This window comes from Pedobacter frigidisoli (assembly GCF_004331675.1).
GTDB lineage: Bacteria > Bacteroidota > Bacteroidia > Sphingobacteriales > Sphingobacteriaceae > Pedobacter > Pedobacter frigidisoli.
In genome coordinates, this window is record NZ_SJSN01000002.1 from 274067 (window position 1) to 297462 (window position 23396).

General features: G+C 37.1%; 14 protein-coding genes. 13 read left to right on the plus strand and 1 reads right to left on the minus strand.

Translation table 11 applies throughout. The features are described from left to right. The first annotated feature begins 92 nt into the window (after positions 1-92). Positions 93-1661, plus strand: a complete 1569-nt coding sequence (locus EZ449_RS03970; protein ID WP_131556656.1) for a sodium:solute symporter — start codon at positions 93-95, stop codon at positions 1659-1661. Between the two features lie 57 nt (positions 1662-1718). Next, positions 1719-2651 (plus strand): dihydrodipicolinate synthase family protein, encoded by a 933-nt coding sequence (locus EZ449_RS03975; RefSeq protein ID WP_131556657.1) that lies wholly within the window; start codon positions 1719-1721, stop codon positions 2649-2651. A 247-nt stretch (positions 2652-2898) separates the two neighbouring features. Here the strand turns inward: EZ449_RS03975 and EZ449_RS03980 are convergent, their stop codons facing one another. After that, positions 2899-3768: an AraC family transcriptional regulator gene (locus EZ449_RS03980; RefSeq protein ID WP_131556658.1), complete on the minus strand. Its 870-nt coding sequence runs from the start codon at positions 3766-3768 to the stop codon at positions 2899-2901. 363 nt (positions 3769-4131) lie between these two features. Between EZ449_RS03980 and EZ449_RS03985 the strand changes: the two genes are divergently transcribed. From EZ449_RS03985 to EZ449_RS04035, 11 genes are all read left to right on the plus strand, one after another. Next, on the plus strand, positions 4132-4812 hold the full coding sequence (locus tag EZ449_RS03985; RefSeq protein ID WP_131556659.1) for a DUF3826 domain-containing protein: 681 nt from the start codon (positions 4132-4134) through the stop codon (positions 4810-4812). A gap of 469 nt (positions 4813-5281) precedes the next feature. Continuing rightward, entirely contained in the window at positions 5282-8437 is a 3156-nt protein-coding gene (locus tag EZ449_RS03990; RefSeq protein WP_131556660.1) for a SusC/RagA family TonB-linked outer membrane protein, read from the plus strand. 10 nt (positions 8438-8447) lie between these two features. Continuing rightward, complete coding sequence (locus tag EZ449_RS03995) at positions 8448-10343, plus strand: RagB/SusD family nutrient uptake outer membrane protein (protein ID WP_131556661.1); 1896 nt, start codon at positions 8448-8450, stop codon at positions 10341-10343. Between the two features lie 47 nt (positions 10344-10390). Then, positions 10391-11377, plus strand: a complete 987-nt coding sequence (locus EZ449_RS04000; protein ID WP_131556662.1) for a hypothetical protein — start codon at positions 10391-10393, stop codon at positions 11375-11377. Positions 11378-11764: 387 nt separating this feature from the next. Beyond that, positions 11765-13420: a pectate lyase family protein gene (locus EZ449_RS04005; protein WP_131556663.1), complete on the plus strand. Its 1656-nt coding sequence runs from the start codon at positions 11765-11767 to the stop codon at positions 13418-13420. Position 13421: 1 nt separating this feature from the next. Continuing rightward, positions 13422-15053 carry a polysaccharide lyase domain-containing protein gene (locus tag EZ449_RS04010; protein WP_131556664.1) on the plus strand — a complete coding sequence of 544 codons (1632 nt, stop codon included), beginning with the start codon at positions 13422-13424 and terminating at the stop codon, positions 15051-15053. Between the two features lie 66 nt (positions 15054-15119). After that, on the plus strand, positions 15120-15422 hold the full coding sequence (locus EZ449_RS04015; RefSeq protein ID WP_131556665.1) for a GIY-YIG nuclease family protein: 303 nt from the start codon (positions 15120-15122) through the stop codon (positions 15420-15422). 200 nt (positions 15423-15622) lie between these two features. Next, positions 15623-18730, plus strand: a complete 3108-nt coding sequence (locus tag EZ449_RS04020) for a DUF6298 domain-containing protein (RefSeq protein WP_225872221.1) — start codon at positions 15623-15625, stop codon at positions 18728-18730. Positions 18731-18733: 3 nt separating this feature from the next. Then, on the plus strand, positions 18734-20134 hold the full coding sequence (locus tag EZ449_RS04025; RefSeq protein WP_131556667.1) for a glycoside hydrolase family 140 protein: 1401 nt from the start codon (positions 18734-18736) through the stop codon (positions 20132-20134). 397 nt (positions 20135-20531) lie between these two features. Continuing rightward, the gene (locus tag EZ449_RS04030) at positions 20532-21458 is read left to right on the plus strand and encodes a glycoside hydrolase family 43 protein (protein WP_131556668.1); all 927 of its coding nucleotides are present in this window, start codon (positions 20532-20534) and stop codon (positions 21456-21458) included. A gap of 104 nt (positions 21459-21562) precedes the next feature. After that, entirely contained in the window at positions 21563-23395 is a 1833-nt protein-coding gene (locus EZ449_RS04035; protein ID WP_131556669.1) for a sialidase family protein, read from the plus strand. Position 23396: the final 1 nt, after the last annotated feature.

Here is a 23396-nt window from a genome sequence, read left to right on the forward strand (position 1 = left end):
ATGGTATAAGATGTAGCCAAAATCTTATATTAATACTGATATTTAGACATGCATATTTGTTTTAACCAAATTAATAAACGAGCCAATAAGTAATGAAAGGTCTTCCTGTAATTGATCTTGCAATAATCTTCATTTACCTTATTGGAATGATATTAGTTGGTTTTTATTTTTCTAGGAAAAATAAAAATTCCGAGCAATTTACAAAGGCTTCGGGCCTTATCCCTGGATGGGCGATAGGTTTATCTATTTATGCAACATTTTTAAGCAGCAATACTTTTTTGGGTGTTCCGGGCAAGGCATTTGGTAGCAATTGGAACGCTTTTGTTTTCAGCATTTCTATGCCTTTAGCCGCATGGGTGGCATCGAAATATTTTGTTCCATTTTACAGAAATACAGGTGAAATATCGGCCTATACGCATTTAGAAAAACGTTTTGGTGCTTGGGCAAGGGTGTATGCAGTGATCTGTTTTTTGCTTACACAATTGGCCAGAATGGGCTCTATCTTTTTCGGTATTGCGCTAAGCTTGCAGGCTTTAACTGGCTATTCCATGCAAATGATTATGGTGGTAATGGGAGTCTGTATTATCATTTATACGGTTTTGGGCGGAATTGAAGCGGTAATATGGACTGAAGTTGTGCAGGCCGTGGTTAAAACACTGGGTGCCTTACTTATCCTGTATTTAATTGTTACGAATATGCCGGGAGGCGTTTCAAAAATCGTAGAAATTGGTAAGTCTGCAGATAAATTTAGCTTAGGAAGTTTTAAGCTCGATTTTGTGGGATCTTCATTTTGGGTAGTATTGCTTTATGGGTTTTTTATCAACCTGAATAATTTTGGGATGGATCAAAACTACATCCAGAGATACCATACCGCATCTTCAAGTAAAGCGGCATCTAGGTCAATTTGGCTTTGTGTTTGGTTGTATATTCCAGCATCACTACTATTTTTTATTATAGGATCTTGTTTGTACGCTTATTATGATGTTCACCCAGAATTGGTCGCTTCCATTAAACATCAGGTTGCGGCAGAAAGGTTGCCTTTGGGAGCCACAGAAGCAGAGGTTTTGAAAATGCAAAATGCCTTACAGCCAGCAGATTACGGAGATAAAATAATGCCTCATTTTATGGTGACAAAGATTCCCATTGGTTTGGTTGGTTTAATTGTTTCTGCAATTCTATCTGCGGCCATGAGCACCATCAGTTCTGGAATGAATGCATCGGCTACGGTTTTTTCAGTTGATATTTACAAGCGATATATCAAGCCGGATGTTACCGATAAACAGAATTTGTCGCTTTTACATATTGCAACAATAGGTTTCGGCTTATTGGGAATGGTTGCCGGAATTGCCATGATTGGCGTGAAAAGCATTTTGGATCTTTGGTGGGAGCTTTCGGGGATTTTCGCAGCAGGAATGCTCGGTTTATTCTTACTCGGAATTGTGAGTAGGCAAACCAAAAATCACGAAGCAATTATTGCAACCATTATTGGTATTGTAGTAATTATTTGGATGACATTTTCTTCACTTCTTCCGCCAGAATATGAAGCTTTTAGAAATCCACTACATAAAAATATGATTATCGTGGTGGGTACATTAACCATATTCTTAACTGGAATTTTCATCACCAAAGTTAAAAACAGAAAAGTAGAGACAGCAAATTAAGATTACCAAAATCTTATCTAAAAAATATTTAAGAAATAATTTACCCTATCAAATAAAATGGAAAACTCACAAAAAGGGTTCATCCCGGTTATGCTTACGCCCTTTTTAAACAATGGTGAAATAGATTATCGGGCACTTACACAACTCACCGAGATTTATTTACAAGCTGGCTCCTCAGGTTTATTTGCGAATTGCCTTTCGAGCGAAATGTTCGAACTAACTAATAAGGAACGTATTCAAGCCATAAAATATGTCATAAAAGTGGTTGATGGTGCTGTGCCAGTTGTAGCTACAGGCACTTTCGGCGGACCAATAAGCAAACAGGCAGATTTTGTTAAACAAGTAAGCGATTGTGGGGTAGAGGCGGTTATCGCCATTACGAGTTTGCTAACGGATGAAGATGAGGCAGACAATGTATTTAATGAGCGTGTTTTTGATTTGTTGAACCAAACTGAAGATATCCCGATAGGTTTTTATGAGTGTCCTGTTCCTTACAAACGGGTTTTAAAACCAGCACAATTAGCAGATTTCGTTGCAACTGGAAGAGTTATTTACCATAAGGATACCTCATTAGACTTGGGGCAAATTAAAGAAAAATTGAGGCTTACCGATGGAAATGCTTTTGGCTTATACGACGCCTATATTGTTCACGCGGTCGAGTCGCTCAAAGCTGGATCAGCAGGTTTGTCCTGCATTCAGGGAAATTATTTTCCAGAATTAATTGTTTGGCTTTGTGATCATTACAATGATGAAAGTTTGGTTATAGAAGTAAATGCCGTTCAAAAATTTTTAATTGATAACATGGATGTGATGCATAACGTTTATCCGATAGTATCAAAATATTTTTTACAAAAAAGGGGCTTGAATATTTCCACTTTTACGAGAAGAAATGTCGGCTCCTTTACGCCAAGCATAGTTAAAGAAGTGGAGAAATTATATGGTGATTATACTGTTTTAAGGAGCGATCTAAATATTCAGGTGTTTATTTAGTTTGGCATAACTTACGAAGTCTCAAAGGCCAAAGCGCTGAAAGACTTCGTCAGTTTATATTTAGAACCCACAAAAAAAAACTTAAGAAATTTCCCCAATGCTCAGTCCAACAAAACTTCGTAAGTTGATGATCATCAAAGGCCAAAGCGCTGAAAGACTTCGTCAGTTTATATTTAGAACCCGCAAAAAAAAAACTTAAGAAATTTTGCCAATGCTTAGTCCAACAAAACTTCGTAAGTTGATGAAGCTAATTCAAATACTTCCTTTTGTAATCCAGCGGCGTCATTCCTGTTACCTTTTTAAAGTGCCTGTAAAAGTTAGATACATTATTAAAACCACAATCAAAGCAAATCATTTCTGTAGGTAACTTATTTTCTATCAGAAATCTACAAGCATGACTAACCCTAATTTCGATTAAAAAGTCGTAAAAAGTTTTCTTAGTCATGAGTTTAAAATACCTGCAGAAAGAGGTAACGCTCAAATTACTCAGCGAGGCAACTTCCTCCAAGGTAATATCATTTTTGTAATTGCTTAAAGTGTAGTTGCAAATCTTATTTATCCTTAATGTTTCCGATTCGTTAGATTGATAGAAAGTATTTTTACTGGTTACTATTGTAGCATATTCATCAGTTTCGGCCAGTGTTTTCAAAATCGAAAGGAGAATAATGATGCGATCGAGATTTGTAGCATCAATAGCAGCTCGCATTAAATCAATAAGTTTATCTTTCGCTTTTCCGCTGATAACCATTCCACTTTTGGCTTTTTCGAACAATTTCGGAATTAGATAAGCCTCTGGTAGTGTAAGCATATATTTCCCTAAGCAATCTGGCAGAAAATGAATCACCATGGCTTCGGTATTTAAATCAGGGTTGTTCTGGAAATATTCATCCTTACATCGCCAAGTATGCGGAAGATTTTCTCCCAATAAAACCATTTCATCGGGTACGAAATTGCTAATGTTATCGCCTATAAATCGAACACCTTCTCCTTTTATTACATAGTGAAGTTCTAGCTCTGGATGATAGTGCCAAATATTCCCAAAATCTGGATTTATATCGTGTCGAATACTAAAGGAACTTTGTAGCGTAATCGGAACTTTATGAAAATGAGGTTTCATTGTAATTATTGATATTTGGTTAGAGTCGGTTGCCAAATCCTACAAGCAACAGGCCTAAAGTTAAGCGGTTATAGGATAATATCCTATATAAATTTGATAAAAAGTATTAGTAATTAGTGTTTTTCTTTGTAGAGTTTTGTATATGCCCTCTTGGGCGATAACCAAATTATAAACCGGCAAATTATTTCTATATGAATTTTTTGTTTATTGATGAAAATATGAGAAGCTCAAAAAGAATAAATTCCATCCTATTTTATTATCTTCAAACGCTATAAATTCGCAACTTATTTACAGGAGAATATCAATTTATTAAGGCTGATATAAGCAATCTCCAATAAGAAACTCAATATAAAAAACAAGATCATGAAATTATCAATTTTAGCTTTGTTGTTAACGTTCTCAAGTGTTGCCACAACTTTTGCTCAAAAAATGACTGCCGAAGAGAAAGTTAAATACGTAAAAGCCATTACGGAACGGGCAGATAAGATTGTGGTGAATTTAGGAATCAATGAACCTAAAAAATCGGAAAAGGTAAGGAACATCATTCGAGATCAATACAGTAATTTAAATGATATTTATGCTGCTCGCGATTTAACCGTTAAGGATATCAAGGAAAAGAATAAGGACAATAAAGTAGAAAGAGATTCTGCAATTGCCAAAGAAAATCGTATAGTTGAAACATCTCTAAATAAACTTCATAAAAAATATATTAGTAAGCTTTCTGCCCACCTAACTACAGATCAGGTTGATTTGGTGAAGAACGGTATGACATACAATGTTCTACCAATTACCTATAAGGCTTACCAAGAAGAGGTGTTAACTTTAACAGAGGATCAGAAAAAGCAAATCTTAGTTTGGTTAACCGAAGCTCGCGAGCATGCTATGGATGCGGAATCATCAGATAAGAAACATGCTTGGTTTGGTAAATATAAGGGAAGAATAAATAACTATTTATCTGCAGCGGGCTACGATTTAAAAAAAGAAGGAATAGAGTGGGAGAAAAGACGGAAAGCCAAAGCACAATCAAATAATCCCAATCAATAAACAGTTATAAAGTTTTTGAATAAATTATTTTATTTTTTTATTTAAGAATGTTTCATTTATATATGAATTTTATTTCTATATTGTATTGCCGTTAAACTGATTAAATAATATAGATTATTAACATTTTTATTCGTGGTAATAAAGTATAGTAATTATCGCATTCGTTAATGATTTATTTCTTTTTGATTATAATTTAAGGTATTAATATACTTTCTAACCAATATAAAAGATCGAGTAACTAAAAAGAAATGAGCCATCTTCATCAAAACTCTTATTTAATTTTAGCAAATAATACCTACACGGTATTTTATGCTCAACAATTCGACTCTTATATTATATCATTATCGCCATCAAAAAAGATATTTAATAAATCACGATAGGGTAAGAGTATCCAAAACAATTTTTAAAATAGCTGCAATTGATGAATGGCTAATGAAAATGCATCAAAAAAACTAACCAAATAATAAATATGAACTTAAAATTTTTACGCAAATTATCTTGGGTATTAGTGCTCATGACAATTATCAGTACTTCGTTGTTTGCACAGCAACGACAAGTTACTGGTAAGGTTGTTGATAAAAAGGATGGCCAGCCCGTTCCTGGAGTGACCGTAGGGATACGGGGTAAAACCAATAATGTAAGCACCAATGATAAAGGTGAGTTTGCATTAGTAGCCGATCCTGCAACTGATGCCCTTGTTTTTTCATTCATTGGATTTGTACGACAGGTAGTGCCTTTGGCAGGAAAAACAAACATCACTGTAAATTTTGTAGAAGACAATACCGCATTAGACGATGTAGTGGTTATAGGTTATGGCGTTAAGAAAAAATCTGAAATTCTCGGCTCAGTTGCTACAATCACTGGTGCTGAAATTCAGGACGTTCCAGCTCCGAATTTAGCTGGTGCCATGCGAAATAGAATTGCCGGTGTTGGTGTAAGTCAAACCTCAGGTCGTCCAGGTTCGCCCATTACTTTCAACATCAGGAACTCTACAACCACCACTGCAGCTGCTGGTACTACAGATGAACCGCTCTATGTGGTAGACAATATTACCGTAACAAGAGAGGCTTTCGATAATATAGATGCTTCCATGATTGAGAATCTAACCTTTTTAAAAGATGCTTCTGCTGCAATTTATGGTGCTGCTGGAGCTAAAGGGGTTATTCTAGTAACAACAAAAAAAGGAAGGGTAGGTAAGCCAAGTATAACTTATAATGGATATCTAGGTATTTCTGATGCGATTAAAGTGCCAAAAATGTTATCTGGATATGATCATGCATTATTGTTAAATGATACATTCCGTTCTCAAGGTGCTGCTGCATCGGAATACTTTGCCCCTGAAGATTTAGATTATATCAAAACGCTAGATTATAAAAGCTGGTATGATGAAGTATGGCAACCAGCAACCACCCAAAGACATAATATAGGTATTTCTGGCGGAAGTGATAAAATTACCTTTTTCGCAGGAGGAAGTTATCAGGGTGAAAATGGAAACTATGCGGGAATGAAATTTAATAAATATTCATTCAGAAGTGGTGTAGTTGCAACAGTTGCCAACGGCTTAAAAGCAGATGTTAATTTTAACGTTGATTATGGAACGAAAGAATTACATCACAATGCGCAAGATAATGACGCACCCTTTTTTGAAAGACTTATAACTATTCCAAGATGGGTTCCAATCAGTATAGATGGAAAATACGTAAATTATACCGTTCCCGGTGTTTCTGCCGCAAATCTTAACCCACTAGCCATTTCTGAGTCTGGTTATTACAACAATGGTTCAAATAAGTCATACAGAATTAATGCTTCATTAACTTACGAACCAACTTTCTTGAAAGGGCTTGTAATTCGAGGCCAAGTTTCGCAGTCAAGTGGATCGTCAAAGAACACACAATATATACCACCTTTTACGCTATACAATTTTGTTAAAAGAGGTAATAATCAGGAATTGTTCACCAATCAATTACCTACGGCAACTGCACCTACATTTCAGCCAACAAGTGCAGCGAATTCTACTTTTACACCAGGCTTAACTGATAATAGTAGCTATCAATTTTTTCTAACACTTCAATACAATAAAACGATTGGAAAACACACTTTTAATGTCTTAGCTGGTGTTGAGCAAAGTGAAGGTAATACACAAAATTCAACTGTTCGTTATACAAATCAACTTATTCCCGGTGTAGATCAGTACTTTGCTTATGATATTAATACGCTCGTAGCATCAAACTTAGATCAAACAGCAGTTTCTAAACGTTCTGGATTCGCCCGTTTTAGTTATGATTTTAATAAAAAATACTTGGTTGAGGGGATTGCCCGTATTGATGCATCGTCTAACTTCGCATTAGGTAACCGTTGGGGTGTATCGCCAAATATTGGAGTTGGATGGGTAGTGAGTCAGGAAGATTTCTTTAAAAACAGCAGCGCATTGGGCTTTATTAATTTCTTGAAATTAAAAGCAAATGTGGGTATTACGGGAGACGATAGGGTTGGCGTTCGTTTGTGGCAAGATAGATTTCAGATTGATGTAACCAATGGATATGTTTATGGAACTTCGAATGGAAACAGTTTAAACCGTTCTCGTTTGGCTAATCCTGATATTACATGGGAAAAGAAAAGAACCATCAACGTTGGTTTGGAAACTTCTATGTTTAACAACAAGTTAGATATAAGTATTGAAGCTTTCCAAAACTATACTTATGATGGTTTCGAATTAGGAGCTAATAATCAATATCCACAATATTTCGGTACGCAGGCACCAGTGTTAAACTACCGACAACTTTATAACTGGGGATCTGAGTTCAGTATTGGCTATAAAGCTAAGCTTGCAAAAGACTGGAACCTTAGTGCAAGCATGAACTTCTCTTACGGTAACTCAGTAACAGACAGGGTTCTTTATACTGCTGGAAACTTGATTAACAATACGTTTCCTAACTTACAATTGTTCGGAACTGACCCACGTAAATATAGCTCAAGTAATTATGGTTTAACTAACCTTGGTATGTTTAGAACTCAAGGCGAAGTTGATGCTTGGATGGCGAAATATCCTAACTACAGGATCTATGATAAAATCCCACAAGCTGGCTGGTTATATTACGAAGACACCAATCAAGATGGGGTGATATCTGATAGCGATTTAGCTCCCTTATATAACAATACCAATGCATTTTTGTCTTCGGGTATCTCACTAAATTTAACGTACAAAAATTTTAGTTTGAACACCAACATCAATGCAAGATTTGGTGGTAAAATTTTCTATGATAGCAGGGCAAGAACAGCTCCATCTAAAACTAGAAATACATTAGAAATCTGGACAGATCGTTGGACACTAGATAATCCAATGGAAGGTAAATATCCTAGATTTGATGATCCATCACTAGGAATAAACTCTGATTTTTGGGCAGTTGACGGAACGATGATCCGTATAAACACCATGACTTTGAGCTATAAAGCACCTACTGCATTTGCTAATAAACTTGGTATCGGCGGTGCTAGAATACTACTAACAGGAAATAATCTTTGGACAATCGTAAATCCTTTACCTTACAAAGACCCATATACTTCAAGTGCATGGGATTATCCAATGTTGAGAACAATATCTTTAGGTTTGAGTGTTAACTTATAATTTTTGAGAAATGATTAATCAAATAAAAAATAATATAAAAAAGGCAGTAGCCATTTTAACTTTAGCTGCACTTTTGCCCGCTTGTGTAAATAAAGATGAATTTTTCTTACTACCAGATACAGGTGGTATCGATCAGGCCATATGGGATAATGATGGTTCTGTACAGCTACACCTTAACAGGGTGTACGATGTAGCAATGTATCAATTTCCATTACAGCTCGTTCCAGACCGTTATGGTGTGCATTATGCAAGCGATGAAAATTATTTCCCAGATGGGGATGCCAATGCAAAAGCTACACTTGGACTACAGGGAGTATTGGGAAATAACGATGTACGGTATGTTGGTAACACATATGGAGGTAACCCAGGAAATAATAAATATTGGGACATTGCAAGATGTAACGATGCTATTGCCAATCTACCAGGGAGCAAAATGCTTACGCCTAAAAAAAATGAATTGCTTGGGCAATATTATGCGCTAAGAGCAATAACCTATTTTGAATTAGTAAAAGTTTATGGTGGTGTTCCGCTGCCGTTAACACCACAAGGAGCTGATACTATTTACGATGAGGGTAGAAGACCGGCTAAAGAATGTTTTGCAGCAATATTAAGTGATTTGAATAATGCAATAATTCTTTTAGAGGGCTTTAATCCTGGTGATGCAGATGGAAGAGGTAAAATGACTAAATTGATAGCAACCTGTTTGAAAGCTAAGGTGCTATTATACTGGGCAAGTCCACAATTTAATCCACTAAATGACCCAAAACACCCTTACCAAGCATCAAGATGGACTGATGCTCTGACAGCAAATAAGGAAGCTTATGATATGTGTGTTTCGGCAGGAAAAAAATTAATGCCAAATTATTTGGATGTTTTTCGTGTAGAAGGTACAAGCAATACTGAAGCAATTCTTGTAAGAACCTATTCAAGCACAATACCCAATCGAGGGAATGGGACTGAACAGCGTGTTAGGCCAACCTCCGAAGGTGGAAGTCCTAGCTTTCCAAATACTTATTTTATGCCTACAACGAAAATGTTAGATGCATATCCAATGAGAGATGGAAAACCATTAAATACATCTACGGCCTTTCCTTATGATGCGACAATGTTCTGGCAAAATAGAGACCCAAGATTTGAAGCTACTTTTGCTACAAATGGATCAGTATATCCTTTAAGCGGAAACACAAATAGGAAACAGTGGACTTACAACCTTGCGGTTGGGGAAAGCAGTGGAGTTTCTGTATATGTTAAGCGTTTTTCTACGCCTACTTTAACAGCAAGTGCCTCTGTTTATAATAGTTCTATTGGTGGTGGAAGTGGTATGGATTGGATTGAGCTTAGATTTGCAGAAATCATGTTAAATTATGCCGATTGTATGAATGAAACAGGGAATATCGGGGGCGCAAAAGATTTAGTGAGACAGATTCGTGTGAGAGCAGGAGTAGTAGCAGGTGATTCAGATTACGGACTCGCATTGGCGGGAAGTACCCCCCAATTGCGTAACTTAATTCTTAATGAAAGACAAATAGAATTCGCTTTCGAAAATAAACGAAATTCAGATTTGAGGAGATCTCGTACCATGCATTTGTTAACAGGAAATATGTCTAAGCTGGAAGTCCAATTGGTAAATCCTCCAGTAGGATCAGATCAAAAAGATAAAAAAGTATTAGAAGATCCAACGGTTCCTGGAGGTACAACACTGTTCAGAGAAACATTAAATGTTAACGATAAAGCAACTTATACCAAGTATTTTAAAAATGTTGTTATAACAAATACAACTTATTTACCATACAACATACCAGAATATCATTACTTCTACACTTTTCATAATGACTTTGTAAGTTTTGGTAATAAAATTCTTCCAACAGTTGGTTGGGCCGGTAGTACATTCGATCCACTTGACTAGTAATTTAAGAATAAATGTTTCAGTTGATCTGATTAAAAAATAAAATAATGAAAACTAAATATATTTATAAGTTACTCATAGGGTTATGCGTGATTCTTTCCGCTTCTTGTAAAAAGGAATCGGCGAACATATTTAACATGTTCGATGATGTAACAGTAACCTTCAATAATAGCGATCCACGCTGCGTTACAGATTATAAAGTAATCAATGAAAAAGAAGAGGTTTGGATTGATTTTACTATAAATTCTGCTAAGGAAGATATGTATTCTTACGTTTTTGAAGTTTCTGCAGGTACAGCTCAGGCTACACGATATACGATTGCAATTACAAACCCATCTCAACGCAGAAGTTTTTCAACAATTATTAAACTTCCAAATTCAGCCTTTCCAGCAGCTGCAATTCGTGATGGTAAACAAAGCTATCGGATTTGCGCATTGAATGAGAAAGGAGTATTTATTGGTGATGGATATAAAAAAGTAACAGTTGATGTAAATCCAAGTTTTATGATATATGCCAACAGAGATATTTATCTACCAGATACTGTTGCTAAATCTTTACCAAGTTTCTTTTCTGTTGCTGATGCTACAGGTTACAATTACACTAGTGCGGTAGCTAATGCCGGAAAAATAGATTTTGGTATTTACAGAAAACCTGGGTCTAATTCAACAGTTCAAACTCCAACGTGGGTAGTTAATTTATATTCCCCAAGTGTTGCTACTAATCCATTAACTGTTTATGATATCAGTGGCTTCAGCCCTAAAAGAACCACAAAATTTAGTCAGCCAGTTACTGGACAGGCTAATGCGTTTCTTACTACTGCAATTTCTGGTTCATCTATAGAAATTTTGGCTAAAGCGAGAGCAATTACCTTTAACGAAACTACCCAAACTACTCCAGCTAATGGTTTGGCAGCGGGTAATGCGGTGTTTTTCCTTACACCAGAAGGCAAATATGGTATGATCTATATAAATGCAGTTACTTCTGATTTGCAGAAACGACCATTCATTAATGTAAGCATAAAATTGCAGCGATAAAATGCCTTTACAGTGGTTTAGCACTGCCACAATTTTTTTGTATAGATGGTTAGAAAAAAGGAAGCAATCATTTGCTTCCTTTTTTCATTTAAGAATGTTACATTTATATATGAAATTTATTTCTACCTTGTAACGTGGCTGTTAAAGTAAATTCGATTCACTATAATTTGTGTTGATAATTGATAATATTTTATAATAATTGGGCAACATTATCGCTTTTATAGCTTATATTTAATTACAATTTTGAAATATACTATAATTTCTAACCAAAATTTTTAACCAAAGAACAATAGAAATGAGCCACGATTTTTAAAATCTTTATTCAGATTTTTTACTAATCTATAATATTGCTTAATTTCTTTTACTTCTTTAACGAGCAAAACACAAATGAAAAAGAACTTTTTAAATCTGCTATTTTCAGCAGCATTAATGCTCTCAGCAAATTATTCATTTGCACAATATCCAAATATTCCTGCCGATGTTAAAAAATCATCAGATTCGATGATGAAGGCCGCTTATCATCAGTCAGACATCGCTTGGGAAAAAGCTAAGCCAATTATCGAAAAGGAAGCTAATCAAGGTAAGCCATATATCCCTTGGGCAGCAAGACCAAATGATTTGCCTCAATCAGAACTATTGGCTTTTCCGGGAGCAGAAGGTGGAGGCGCATATAGTTTTGGTGGTCGTGGGGGCAGAGTTATAGTGGTGAAAAACTTAAACGATAGTGGTCCGGGTTCTTTACGTGATGCTTGTGAACAAGGCGGAGCGAGAATTGTCGTTTTCAACGTATCTGGAATTATAAGAATTAAAACACCATTAATAATTCGTGCACCATATATTACTATTGAAGGTCAAACGGCTCCGGGTGATGGCGTTTGTGTCGCGGGTGAATCTGTTTGGTTAAATACGCATGATGTAATTGTTCGTTTCATGCGTTTTAGAAGAGGTGAAACTTTCGTCGGTCGACGTGATGATGCCATAGGTGGAAATCCTGTTGGGAATATTATGATTGACCACGTTTCTGCAAGTTGGGGCTTAGACGAAAACATGTCGATGTACCGCCATATGTTTAATGATAGTACAGGTAAAATCGAAGATAAATTAGCAACTGTAAACATCACCATTCAAAATTCAATTTTTGCTGAGGCGCTAGATACTTGGAACCACGCATTCGGAAGCACATTGGGTGGTGAGAATTGTACTTTTATGCGTAACCTCTGGGCAGATAACGGAGCAAGAAACCCGTCAATTGGTTGGAACGGAATTTTCAATTTTGCAAATAATGTAGTTTTCAACTGGAATAATCGTTCAACAGATGGTGGTGACTACACGGCACTGTATAATATAATGAATAACTATTATAAACCAGGGCCAGTTACTGATTTAAAGGAGCCAATAAGCTATCGAATCTTGAAACCAGAGTCAGGTCGTAGTAAATTGCCATACGTGGTTTATGGTCGTGCTTATGTAAGTGGAAATATTATCGAAGGTAATGATAAAGTAACCAAAGATAATTGGAACGGTGGTGTGCAGTTGGAGGATAAAAAAGGTGAGTTAATGAGCTTTGAAAAAGCAACTCCATATTTTGCCGCCATGCGTGTGAATAAACCTTTTCCAATGCCTAAAATTACTATTCTGCCAACATTACAAGCCAAAGAATATGTGCTTACCAACGTTGGAGCAAATTTGCCTAAAAGAGATCCTGTTGATGTTCGTGTAATTAAGCAGGTTCAAACTGGTAAAATCGATTTTATCGAGGGCGTTAAATTACCTGAAAAGGATTTTGAACACCGTCGTTTACCAAAAGATTCTTACAAACAAGGTATCATAACCGATATCAGTCAGGTTGGGGGTTATCCGGTTTACAAGGGAACACCTTACAAAGATGCTGATGATGATGGTATGCCCGATGCTTATGAATTGAAAAATGGTTTAAATCCCAAAGATGCATCAGATGCTATGAAAATTACGAAAAGTGGTTATTCAAATATCGAAGTTTACTTAAATAGTGTAGTTCCAGTTTCAACTGTAAAACCTAATTAATATGCGTAGCTGGAATTCATTTCTTAGCATAGCTGTGCTTTGTGGAATTGGCAATGTGGCTTTCGCTCAATATCCGGTAATTCCGGAGGCGATGGAAAAAAAGGCTGATTCGCTTTTGAAAAGTATTGAAGAGAAATCGGAACTTCAGTTTTTAAAAGTAAAATCCATTGTTGATGAAGAAGCAAAACATGGTAAGCCATATATTCCCTGGGCAGCTAAACCAAGTGATTTACCACAATCTAAAATGGTGGCCTTTCCTGGTGCTGAGGGTGGTGGCGCCTATTCTTTTGGCGGTCGTGGCGGCAAAGTTTATGTGGTTACAAGTCTTGAAGATGCTGGAAAAGGAACCCTACGCGAAGCTTGTGAACAAGGTGGAGCGAGAATTATTGTTTTCAATATTTCAGGAATTATCAAACTAAAAACACCATTAATTATTCGTGCACCTTATATAACTATTGCAGGACAAAGTGCGCCAGGAGATGGAGTTTGTGTAGCCGGAGAATCAGTCTGGATTAATACTCACGATGTGGTTATTCGTTACATGCGTTTTCGTCGTGGAGCAACTGATGTTACCCGAAGAGATGATGCAATTGGAGGTAATCCGGTAGGAAATATTATCATCGACCACGTTTCGGCAAGTTGGGGTTTGGATGAAAATATGTCGATTTATCGCCATGTGTACGACCCGAAAGATGGCTCAAAACCTATTAAATTGCCAACAGTAAATGTAACCATTCAAAATTCCATTTTTTCTGAGGCTTTGGATACCTACAACCATGCTTTTGGTAGTACCATTGGAGGATTAAATTCTACTTTCATGCGCAATCTTTGGGCATCAAATATTAGTCGTAATCCATCTGTAGGTATGTATGGCGATTTTGGTTTTGCCAATAACGTCATTTTTAACTGGTGGAACAGAAGTGCTGATGGTGGCGACAATGCATCGTTTTACAGCTTCGTAAATAACTATTACAAACCCGGTCCAATTACACCTGCAGGAGAACCGATTTCTTATCGTATTCTGAAACCAGAATCGGGTAGAGATAAAAAGTTCACCAACGAATTTGGAAGAGCTTATGTTAACGGAAATATTGTTGAGGGGAATGAAAAAGTAACCAAAAACAATTGGGACGGCGGCGTACAACCTGAAAGTAAACGCGACAAACAGAAATTATTAGATTCGATTCGTACTGATAAACCTTTGCCTATGGCGAAAATTTCCATCATCGATACAAAAAAAGCTTACGATTATGTGTTGGCAAATGCAGGTGCAAGTTTACCTATTCGTGATGCAGTTGATAAACGGATTGTTGAGCAAGTGGCAACAGGAAAAATTCAACATGTTGAAGATGGGAAATTGCCAGCCTTTCAAAGTTACGTTAAGCGCCGCTTGGCAGCTGATTCGTATAAAAAAGGTATTATTTCGGATATTGCACAAGTTGGTGGTTACCCTGAATATAAAGGAAAACCTTATTTGGATTCGGATAATGATGGTATTCCTGATGCCTGGGAAACCAAAAATGGTTTAAACCCAAAAGATGCAAAAGATGCAGGAAAAATTTCGAAATCGGGTTATTCTAATATCGAAGTTTATTTGAATAGCTTAGTAGATGTGAGTAAAGTGAGGCCATAGGTTTCCAACTGTCATTCTGAGGCACGAAGAATCTGCAAGCGATGAAAGCAAAACTTTAATAAAGCAATGAACCATAATTATTTTGTTTACATTCTAACTAATAAAAACAAAACTGTTTTATATACAGGTGTAACAAATGATTTAGAAATTAGGCTCAGCCAACATATTGAGAATAAAGAAAAGAAATTTGCTTTCACTTACAAATATAATTGCCACTATTTGGTTTTTCATGAAAGACATCAGTTTATTGAACATGCAATTGAACGAGAAAAAGAAATTAAAGGCTGGACAAGGAAAAAGAAAAATGAACTCATTGAAATTGAAAATCCTAATTGGAGATTTTTGAATGATGAAGTAGTTGAAAGATAAAAACCTCATCAATTAGCTTTGTTATTCTGAGGTACGAAGAATCTCTAAGCGATGAAAATGAAATCATTAACACTACCAACAGAGTAAGAGCTTAAGCAAAGACAGTAATAAAATGTTGCAGATGCTTCGTGCCTCAGCATGACAAAAAGTATAAAATGCCAAAAACTAACCACATATATAAAACTAAAGTACTGCCTCTTATGGCTTTACTTTTTCTGGTTACAAACTTTTCTTTTGCTCAAAAAACAAAACCAGTTGAACCACCTAAACCTATCTTTAAAGGCAAAGATGGTAAATTGGCTTATACATCAGATGAGCAAGGAAATCGGATTCCTGATTTTTCTTATGCGGGTTACATGGCAGGCGAAAAAGCTATTCCAAATGCTACAATTAAGGTAATTGTTCCTGTTTCAAAAGGAGATGCGACTTTAAGAATTCAATCGGCCATCAATTACGTCTCAAAATTACCTGTTGGTAAAGATGGTTTACGTGGCGCTGTATTACTTGAAAAAGGATTATATGAAGTTGCTGGAACTTTAAAATTATCAGCTTCTGGAGTTGTACTTCGTGGTAGTGGAATGGGCGAAAACGGAACTACAATTTTCGCTACAGGTTTAGATAGAATAGGTGTTATCAGGATTTTAGGTAAAAAGAATAAAGTTGAAGAAACTCCAGTTGCCATCAGCGATGCTTATGTTCCGGTAAATTCAAATAAATTAACCTTATCAAATATCAATGGTTTTAAAGTTGGCGATAAAATCATCATCAATCGTCCATCAACCAAAGAGTGGATTGAAACCTTAAAAACAGTCGAGTTTGGTGGTGGCGAAAGTGCTTTAGGTTGGAAACCGGGAACAAGAGATATCCATTGGGATAGAAAAATAACTGCAATAAATGGTTCGACCATCACTTTTGATGCACCGATTACAACTGCTTTAGATTCAAAATACGGAGGTGCAACAGTTTCTAAATACCAATGGGATGGGAGAATTGGACAATCTGGTGTAGAAAATTTAAAAATTGAATCCGATTATAACAAAGAAAATATTAAAGATGAATACCATCGTTGGACGGCCATTTGTTTGGAAAACATTGAAGATGCATGGGTTCGTCAGGTGGTTTTTGAGCATTTCGCTGGCTCTGCTGTTAATGTTTTAGAAACGGCAAAAAGAATTACAGTGGAAGATTGTAAATCGTTGGCTCCAATTTCCGAAATCGGTGGCGAACGTCGTTATACATTTTTAACTACCGGTCAGCAAACGCTTTTCCAAAGATTGTATTCAGAATATGGTTACCACGATTTTGCAGTTGGTTTCTGTGCGCCAGGACCAAATGTTTTTGTTCAATGCCAGTCTTATTTGCCTTTCAGTTTTAGTGGCGCCATTGATAGCTGGTCATCTGGCGTTTTGTTTGATATCGTAAATATTGACGGACAAGCATTAAGTTATTTAAATCGCGGTCAGGATGGACAAGGTGCAGGTTGGAGTGCTGCAAACAGTGTTTTTTGGCAATGCAGTGCTGCTCGTGTTGATAATTTCCAACCGCCAACCGCTCAAAACTGGGCTTTTGGAACTTGGGCGCAATTTTCGGGAAATGGTTATTGGGATATGTCGAACGAGCAAATTCAACCTCGAAGTTTATATTACGCTCAGCTAAAAGACAGGATAGGAAACGATGCTGATGCAAGAACTTTTGTACTGCCTGTAGAAACCGAGGCATCAAGTTCACCACCTGTTGATGTTGCCCAAAAACTTACCAAATTAGCTTACAAACCTGCATTAACGGTTTCAGAATATATTGATTCTGCGACGGAAAGAAATAAAATTTCAACAGATGCAAATCAAGCTAAAAGCATCGATAAAATTGGTTTGGATAAAATTGTTCAACCAATTCTTGCTGATGCAATGACCATCAAAAATGGTTGGTTGGTGCGTGGCAATGAAATCGTTGTCGGCAACCGTCAGGATGTACCCTGGTGGAACGGAAGTGCTCGTCCGTATGGCTTAAAAAACACCAAATTTCATGTAACCCGTTTTGTTCCCGGTCGTGCAGGAAATGGCTTAACAGATGATTTGGACGAAATTACAGATTCTATGAAAAATGGCTCTGTAAAAGTGTTAGACCACAATTACGGCCTTTGGTACGATAGAAGAAGAGATGACCATGAACGGATTCGCCGTATGGATGGCGAAGTTTGGGCGCCTTTTTATGAATTGCCTTATGCCCGTAGCGGACAAGATAAAGCTTGGGATGGTTTAAGTAAGTACGACATCACAAAATATAATCTTTGGTATTGGGACAGGTTGAAGCAATTCGCAAACCTAGCCGACCAAAAAGGTTTGGTTTTAATCCACGAAAATTACTTTCAGCACAATATTATTGAGGCTGGTGCACATTATGCCGATTTCCCTTGGCGTACGGCAAACAATATAAACAATACTGGCTTCCCTGAACCGGTTCCTTACGCTGGCGATAAGCGAATTTTTATGGCGGAGCAATATTACGATGTCACTAATGAACATCGAAAAGCGATACATAAAGCTTACATCAGAAAATGCTTAGAAAATTTTGATGGAAATTCCGGTGTAATCCAGTTAATAGGTGCTGAATTTACTGGTCCACTGCATTTTGTTCAATTCTGGATTGACACGATTAAAGAATGGGAAAAGGAAACTGGTAAACACCCGATAATCGGTTTAAGTGTTACCAAAGATGTTCAGGATGCCATTTTAGCCGACCCGAATCGTGCCAATGTTGTCGATTTAATCGATATTAGATATTGGCATTATCAGGCCGATGGAACGGCTTATGCCTCACAAGGCGGTTTAAGTTTAGCGCCTCGTCAACACGCTCGTTTACTAAAACCAAAGAAAACATCTTTTGAAGAAGTTTATCATGCTGTGTCAGAATACAAAATTAAGTTTCCAGAAAAAGCAGTGATTTATTCAGGAGATAGCTTTGATAGTTTCGGTTGGGCTATTTTAATGGCTGGTGGTTCATTATCAAATGTTGATGAGCTTGATGCATCAGTTTTAAATCTCGCCTCAACTATGAAGCCGTTTCTTCCGGCAGGAAAATCGGCAAAACAATATGGCTTGGAAAATCCTGGCAAGGCTTACATCTTATACAATTCATCTAACGACGCCATCAATCTCGATTTAAGTAAATCAACGGGAAAATTTAATATAAAAGTATTGAATGCAAAAACAGGAAAGGCCATAAAAGAAGAAAAAATAAGTACTGGAGCCGTAGCAAAACTGAGTAAAGTTGCATCAGGAGACGAAGTTATCATCATCAATAAAATTTAAAGTATGAATTTTAAATCTAAAATATTTCTACTTGCTATAGTTTCTTTTCTTGCCTTTGGATGTAAGAAAAAACCTCATTTTGGGGATAAAAGTCTTCTGATTTCTGAGAATGCTAGATATTTTACAACTGGAGACGGCAAACCTTTCTTTTGGTTGGGCGATACAGCTTGGCTTTTGTTCGGAAGATTGAATAGAGAAGAGGCCAATACTTATCTCGAAGACCGTAAACAAAAGGGTTTCAATGTAATACAAGTGATGTTGTTACATGATGTTCCGTCAAGAAACATCTATTTGGATTCTTCAGTAGTTCATGCTGATGTTTCAAAACCAATGGTTACACCTGGTAATAATCCTAAAGATTCTTTGGCTTATGATTATTGGGACCACGTAGATTATATAGTTGATAAAGCAGCGGAAAAAGGCCTTTATATGGCTTTAGTTCCAGTTTGGGGAACAAATGTTAAACAAAAAAAGGTTAATAAGACACAAGCAAAAGCTTATGCAGAATTTTTAGCAAAACGTTATAAGGATAAATGGAATATCATTTGGTTAAATGGCGGCGATATTAAAGGCAGCGATGGGATGGATGTTTGGAAAACAATTGGCGAAACCTTAAGAGCGAACGACCCAAACCACTTAATTACTTTCCATCCGAGGGGAAGAACAGCCTCTTCGCAATGGTTCCAAAATGCGAGTTGGTGCGATTTTGATATGGTGCAATCGGGCCACCGTCGTTACGACCAGGATACTTCTAAAAATGAAAAACTTCATTATGGTGAGGATAACTGGAAATACATCGAAGCCGATTACAAGTTAAAACCTACTAAGCCAACGATTGACGGAGAACCATCTTATGAGGATATTCCGCAAGGTTTACACGATACTACGCAGCCCCGCTGGACCGATGCTGATGTAAGGAGATATGGTTATTGGTCGGTTTTTGCAGGTGCTTTCGGTTATACTTACGGGCACAACTCAGTGATGCAGATGTATAAAAAGACAGATTTAAATCCTGCTTACGGTCCGAAAGACCAATGGATAACGGCGATAAATGCGCCGGGAGCTAAACAGATGCAATACTTGAAAAATTTGTTGTTGGCGCATTCGTATTTTGACCGTGTACCTGACCAAACTTTGGTTGCAGGCAAGAACGGCGAAAAATATGAACGAGTTATTGCGACAAGAGGAGAAGAATTTGCACTCCTTTATACTTATACCGGAAAAAATTTCAGCGTACAATTAGGTAAAACGGATGGCGATGATGTAAAAGCATTATGGTTCGACCCGAGAACTGGAAAAGTTAAGACAATTGGTGATTTTGAAAATAAAGGTGTAAGAGAATTTAATCCGCCGGGAGAACCCGTAAATGGTAACGATTGGGTGTTGGTATTGGAGAAGATTTAAATGAACCAGTCGTTATTGCGAGGGACGAAGCAATCTCACAAGCCAGCAACCCTTAAAGTTGCTGTCATTCTGAGGTACGAAGAATCCGCAACCGATTAGCACTGCTGAAACCTAACCCACCATTTTGGTTCCGTGGTCTATTCGGCGGTAGTTTTCTGTGGCACGAGATTCTTCACTGTGTTCAGAATGACAAAGTTGGTGATTAGGTGGGCGTTCTATATAAACGGTCGTCACCCTGAACTTGTTTCAGGGTCTTAATAGCATGGGGGTTTTGCATGATAGATGCTGAAATAAATTCAGCATGACTAATCGGCTAAGCATGATTAATAACAAGTATATTTCTTTTGAAATATTAAGTTAATATAGAATACAATTTGAAGAAAAAAGAAATAATAAAATGTTAAAAGCAAAGTTCATATCGTCATTTCGCTTAGCCATCATTGGCCTGGCTTTCTGCGGATTAACATCTTGCTCAAAACAAGCTTATTTATTTACTTCTTTCCACGAACCGGCAACAGAGGGTTTGAGATTTTTGTACAGTTACGACGCCTACCATTGGATAGATTTGGTCAAAACATTTTTGAAACCAACTGTGGGTACACAGAAAGTCTTACGCGACCCATCGATTGTTCAAGGACCTGATGGGATATTTCATCTCGTTTGGACCTGCAGCTGGAAAGGCGATAAAGGTTTCGGTTACGCAAGTTCAAAAGATTTAATCACGTGGAGTGAGCAAAAATTTCTTCCTGTAATGGAAAGCGAACCTAAAACGGTAAACGTTTGGGCACCTGAAATTTTTTATGATGATGAGAAACAAGAATTTATAATCATATGGGCATCTACCATACCTTTTCGTTTTGCAAAAGGAATTGAAGATGAAGATAACAACCATCGCATGTACAGCATTACGACAAAGGACTTTGTGAGTTTTTCAAAACCTAATCTGTTTATGGACCCTGGTTTTAGCGTTATCGATGCGGTTATTGTAAAACGAGCAACGAAAGATTATGTGTTGGTTTTAAAAGATAATACCCGTCCGAATAGAAATCTAAAAGTGGCTTTTGGAAAGGATGCTTTAGGCCCGTATGAGAATGTTTCGGAAACTTTTAGTCCGAAATTAACAGAGGGGCCAACCGTTGTAAAAGTTGGAGAATATTGGTTGATTTATTTTGATGCTTACGGACAGAAGATTTATTCGGCTTATAAAACTTCAGATTTTAAAAGTTTTAAAGACGTAACATCCGAGGTTTCAATACCAGAGGGGCATAAACACGGAACGATAATAAAAGTGAGAAGGAAAGTGATTGAGCGGTTGAGGAAATAATAGTAACCGTCATTGCGAGGCACGAAGCAATCTTAATGCGAACGAAAATCTAACCATAGTTGTAAGATTGCTTCGTGCCTCGCAACGACGAAATTCATAATAAAATGAAAATATTTAAAATACTTTGTTTAGCATTACCATTTGCACTTGCGATTCAAACCTCGCAAGCGCAAGATACGGTGAGTTACACGGGGAAAACTTTGGTTAATGCAGATTACCATCACGGGCAGCTTTCGCCAGTAATGGGTGTGCATAATATCCAAACATTCAGAGCAAACAGAGAACATCCTGAATTGGCCGAAAACTTTGGCTGGACGTATAATCACGCCCCAATGTTGGCTTATTGGAACAATAAATTTTATATTGAATATTTAAGCGATAAGGTTGGAGAAAGCATTCCGCCGGGACAAACATTGGTTCAATCATCAGTAGATGGTTACACTTGGACAAAACCCGAAGTTGTTTTCCCGATTTATAGAATTCCCGATGGAACTACAAAAGAGGGTAGAACTGATGTGGCAAAAGATTTAGACGCCGTAATGCATCAACGTATGGGTTTCTATGTTTCTACCAAAAATCTATTTCTAGTTTTAGGTTTCTACGCCATCAGTTTCGATGCTAAAGACGACCCGAACGATGGTCATGGAATTGGCAGAGCCGTTCGTGAAATTCAGGCGGATGGAAAGTACGGACCGATTTATTTCATTCACTACAATCATGGTTATTCGGAGAAAAACACAAAATATCCTTTATATACAAAAAGCAAAAACAAAGCTTTTGTCCAAGCTTGTAAAGAATTGTTGGCGAATAAGTTAATGACGCAACAATGGAACGAGGAGGCTGATAGAAAAGATCCTTTAATCACATTACAGAAACAATATAAAGCGTTCAGTTACTATCATTTGCCCGATGGAAGAGTAGTTGGTTTGTGGAAAAATGCATTAACGGCAATCAGTAAGGACAATGGTAAAAGCTGGCCTGCAAGTGCCTTTCGTGCACCTGGTTTTGTTAACAGCAACGCTAAAATCTGGGGACAAAAAACTTCGGATGGAAATTATGCAACGGTTTACAATCCATCAGAATACAGATGGCCCTTAGCGATTTCAACTAGTAAAAATGGCTTGGAGTATACAAATTTATTATTGGTTAATGGTGAAATTACACCTATGCGTTATGGTGGTAATTACAAATCTTATGGTCCGCAGTATGTTCGAGGCATTATCGAAGGAAATGGTAAACCTGCAGATGGAAAGCTGTGGGTAGCCTATAGCATGAACAAAGAAGATATATGGGTTTCTTCGGTTCCTCTTCCTGTAAATGATAAAGCCACTCAACATGTAAACGATGATTTTGAGAAATTACCAAAAAGCAAAGAACTCGAGATGTGGAATATTTACAGTCCGCTTTGGGCGCCTGTAAAAGTTGAAAACGGTGCTTTGGTTTTAAGGGATAAAGACCCATTTGATTATGCAAAAGCAGAAAGATTATTTCCTGCATCAAAGAAGATAATCGCCTCATTTTCAGTTACACCAAAACAAAATGATTTCGGTTTGTTGGAAATCGAATTGCAGGATGCTAAAGGAATGGCAAGTGTTCGTTTGACTTTTGATACCGCCGGAAATTTAAGCGGAAAAGCCGGCGCCCGCTACAAAAACTTCATGAAATACGAATCCGGGAAAAGCTATGATATTAAACTTAAATTAGACGCTCACACGAGGTTTTATTCGCTCACAATTAACGGAAAAGAACTTTCGCTAAGTTTAGCTTTTCAGCCTGTGGCCGATGTTTCCAGAATTGTTTTCCGCACTGGAGATGTTCGTCGTTTCCCTAATGTGGATACGCCTGCAGACCAAACTTACGATTTGAAAAATGCAGGTGAGTTAGAGAAAAAAGAAGCTGTTTATTCGATTAAATATTTAAAAACGGAGGGATTTTAAG

Bases quoted from the DNA above. Each gene is read 5' to 3' on its own strand.
- EZ449_RS03995 (WP_131556661.1), top strand. From the start codon at position 8,448: ATGATTAATCAAATAAAAAATAATATAAAAAAGGCAGTAGCCATTTTA.
- EZ449_RS04015 (WP_131556665.1), top strand. From the start codon at position 15,120: ATGAACCATAATTATTTTGTTTACATTCTAACTAATAAAAACAAAACT.
- EZ449_RS04025 (WP_131556667.1), top strand. From the start codon at position 18,734: ATGAATTTTAAATCTAAAATATTTCTACTTGCTATAGTTTCTTTTCTT.
- EZ449_RS04010 (WP_131556664.1), top strand. From the start codon at position 13,422: ATGCGTAGCTGGAATTCATTTCTTAGCATAGCTGTGCTTTGTGGAATT.
- EZ449_RS03980 (WP_131556658.1), bottom strand. From the start codon at position 3,768: ATGAAACCTCATTTTCATAAAGTTCCGATTACGCTACAAAGTTCCTTT.
- EZ449_RS04035 (WP_131556669.1), top strand. From the start codon at position 21,563: ATGAAAATATTTAAAATACTTTGTTTAGCATTACCATTTGCACTTGCG.
- EZ449_RS03970 (WP_131556656.1), top strand. From the start codon at position 93: ATGAAAGGTCTTCCTGTAATTGATCTTGCAATAATCTTCATTTACCTT.
- EZ449_RS03985 (WP_131556659.1), top strand. From the start codon at position 4,132: ATGAAATTATCAATTTTAGCTTTGTTGTTAACGTTCTCAAGTGTTGCC.
- EZ449_RS04030 (WP_131556668.1), top strand. From the start codon at position 20,532: ATGTTAAAAGCAAAGTTCATATCGTCATTTCGCTTAGCCATCATTGGC.
- EZ449_RS03990 (WP_131556660.1), top strand. From the start codon at position 5,282: ATGAACTTAAAATTTTTACGCAAATTATCTTGGGTATTAGTGCTCATG.
- EZ449_RS04020 (WP_225872221.1), top strand. From the start codon at position 15,623: ATGGCTTTACTTTTTCTGGTTACAAACTTTTCTTTTGCTCAAAAAACA.
- EZ449_RS04005 (WP_131556663.1), top strand. From the start codon at position 11,765: ATGAAAAAGAACTTTTTAAATCTGCTATTTTCAGCAGCATTAATGCTC.
- EZ449_RS03975 (WP_131556657.1), top strand. From the start codon at position 1,719: ATGGAAAACTCACAAAAAGGGTTCATCCCGGTTATGCTTACGCCCTTT.
- EZ449_RS04000 (WP_131556662.1), top strand. From the start codon at position 10,391: ATGAAAACTAAATATATTTATAAGTTACTCATAGGGTTATGCGTGATT.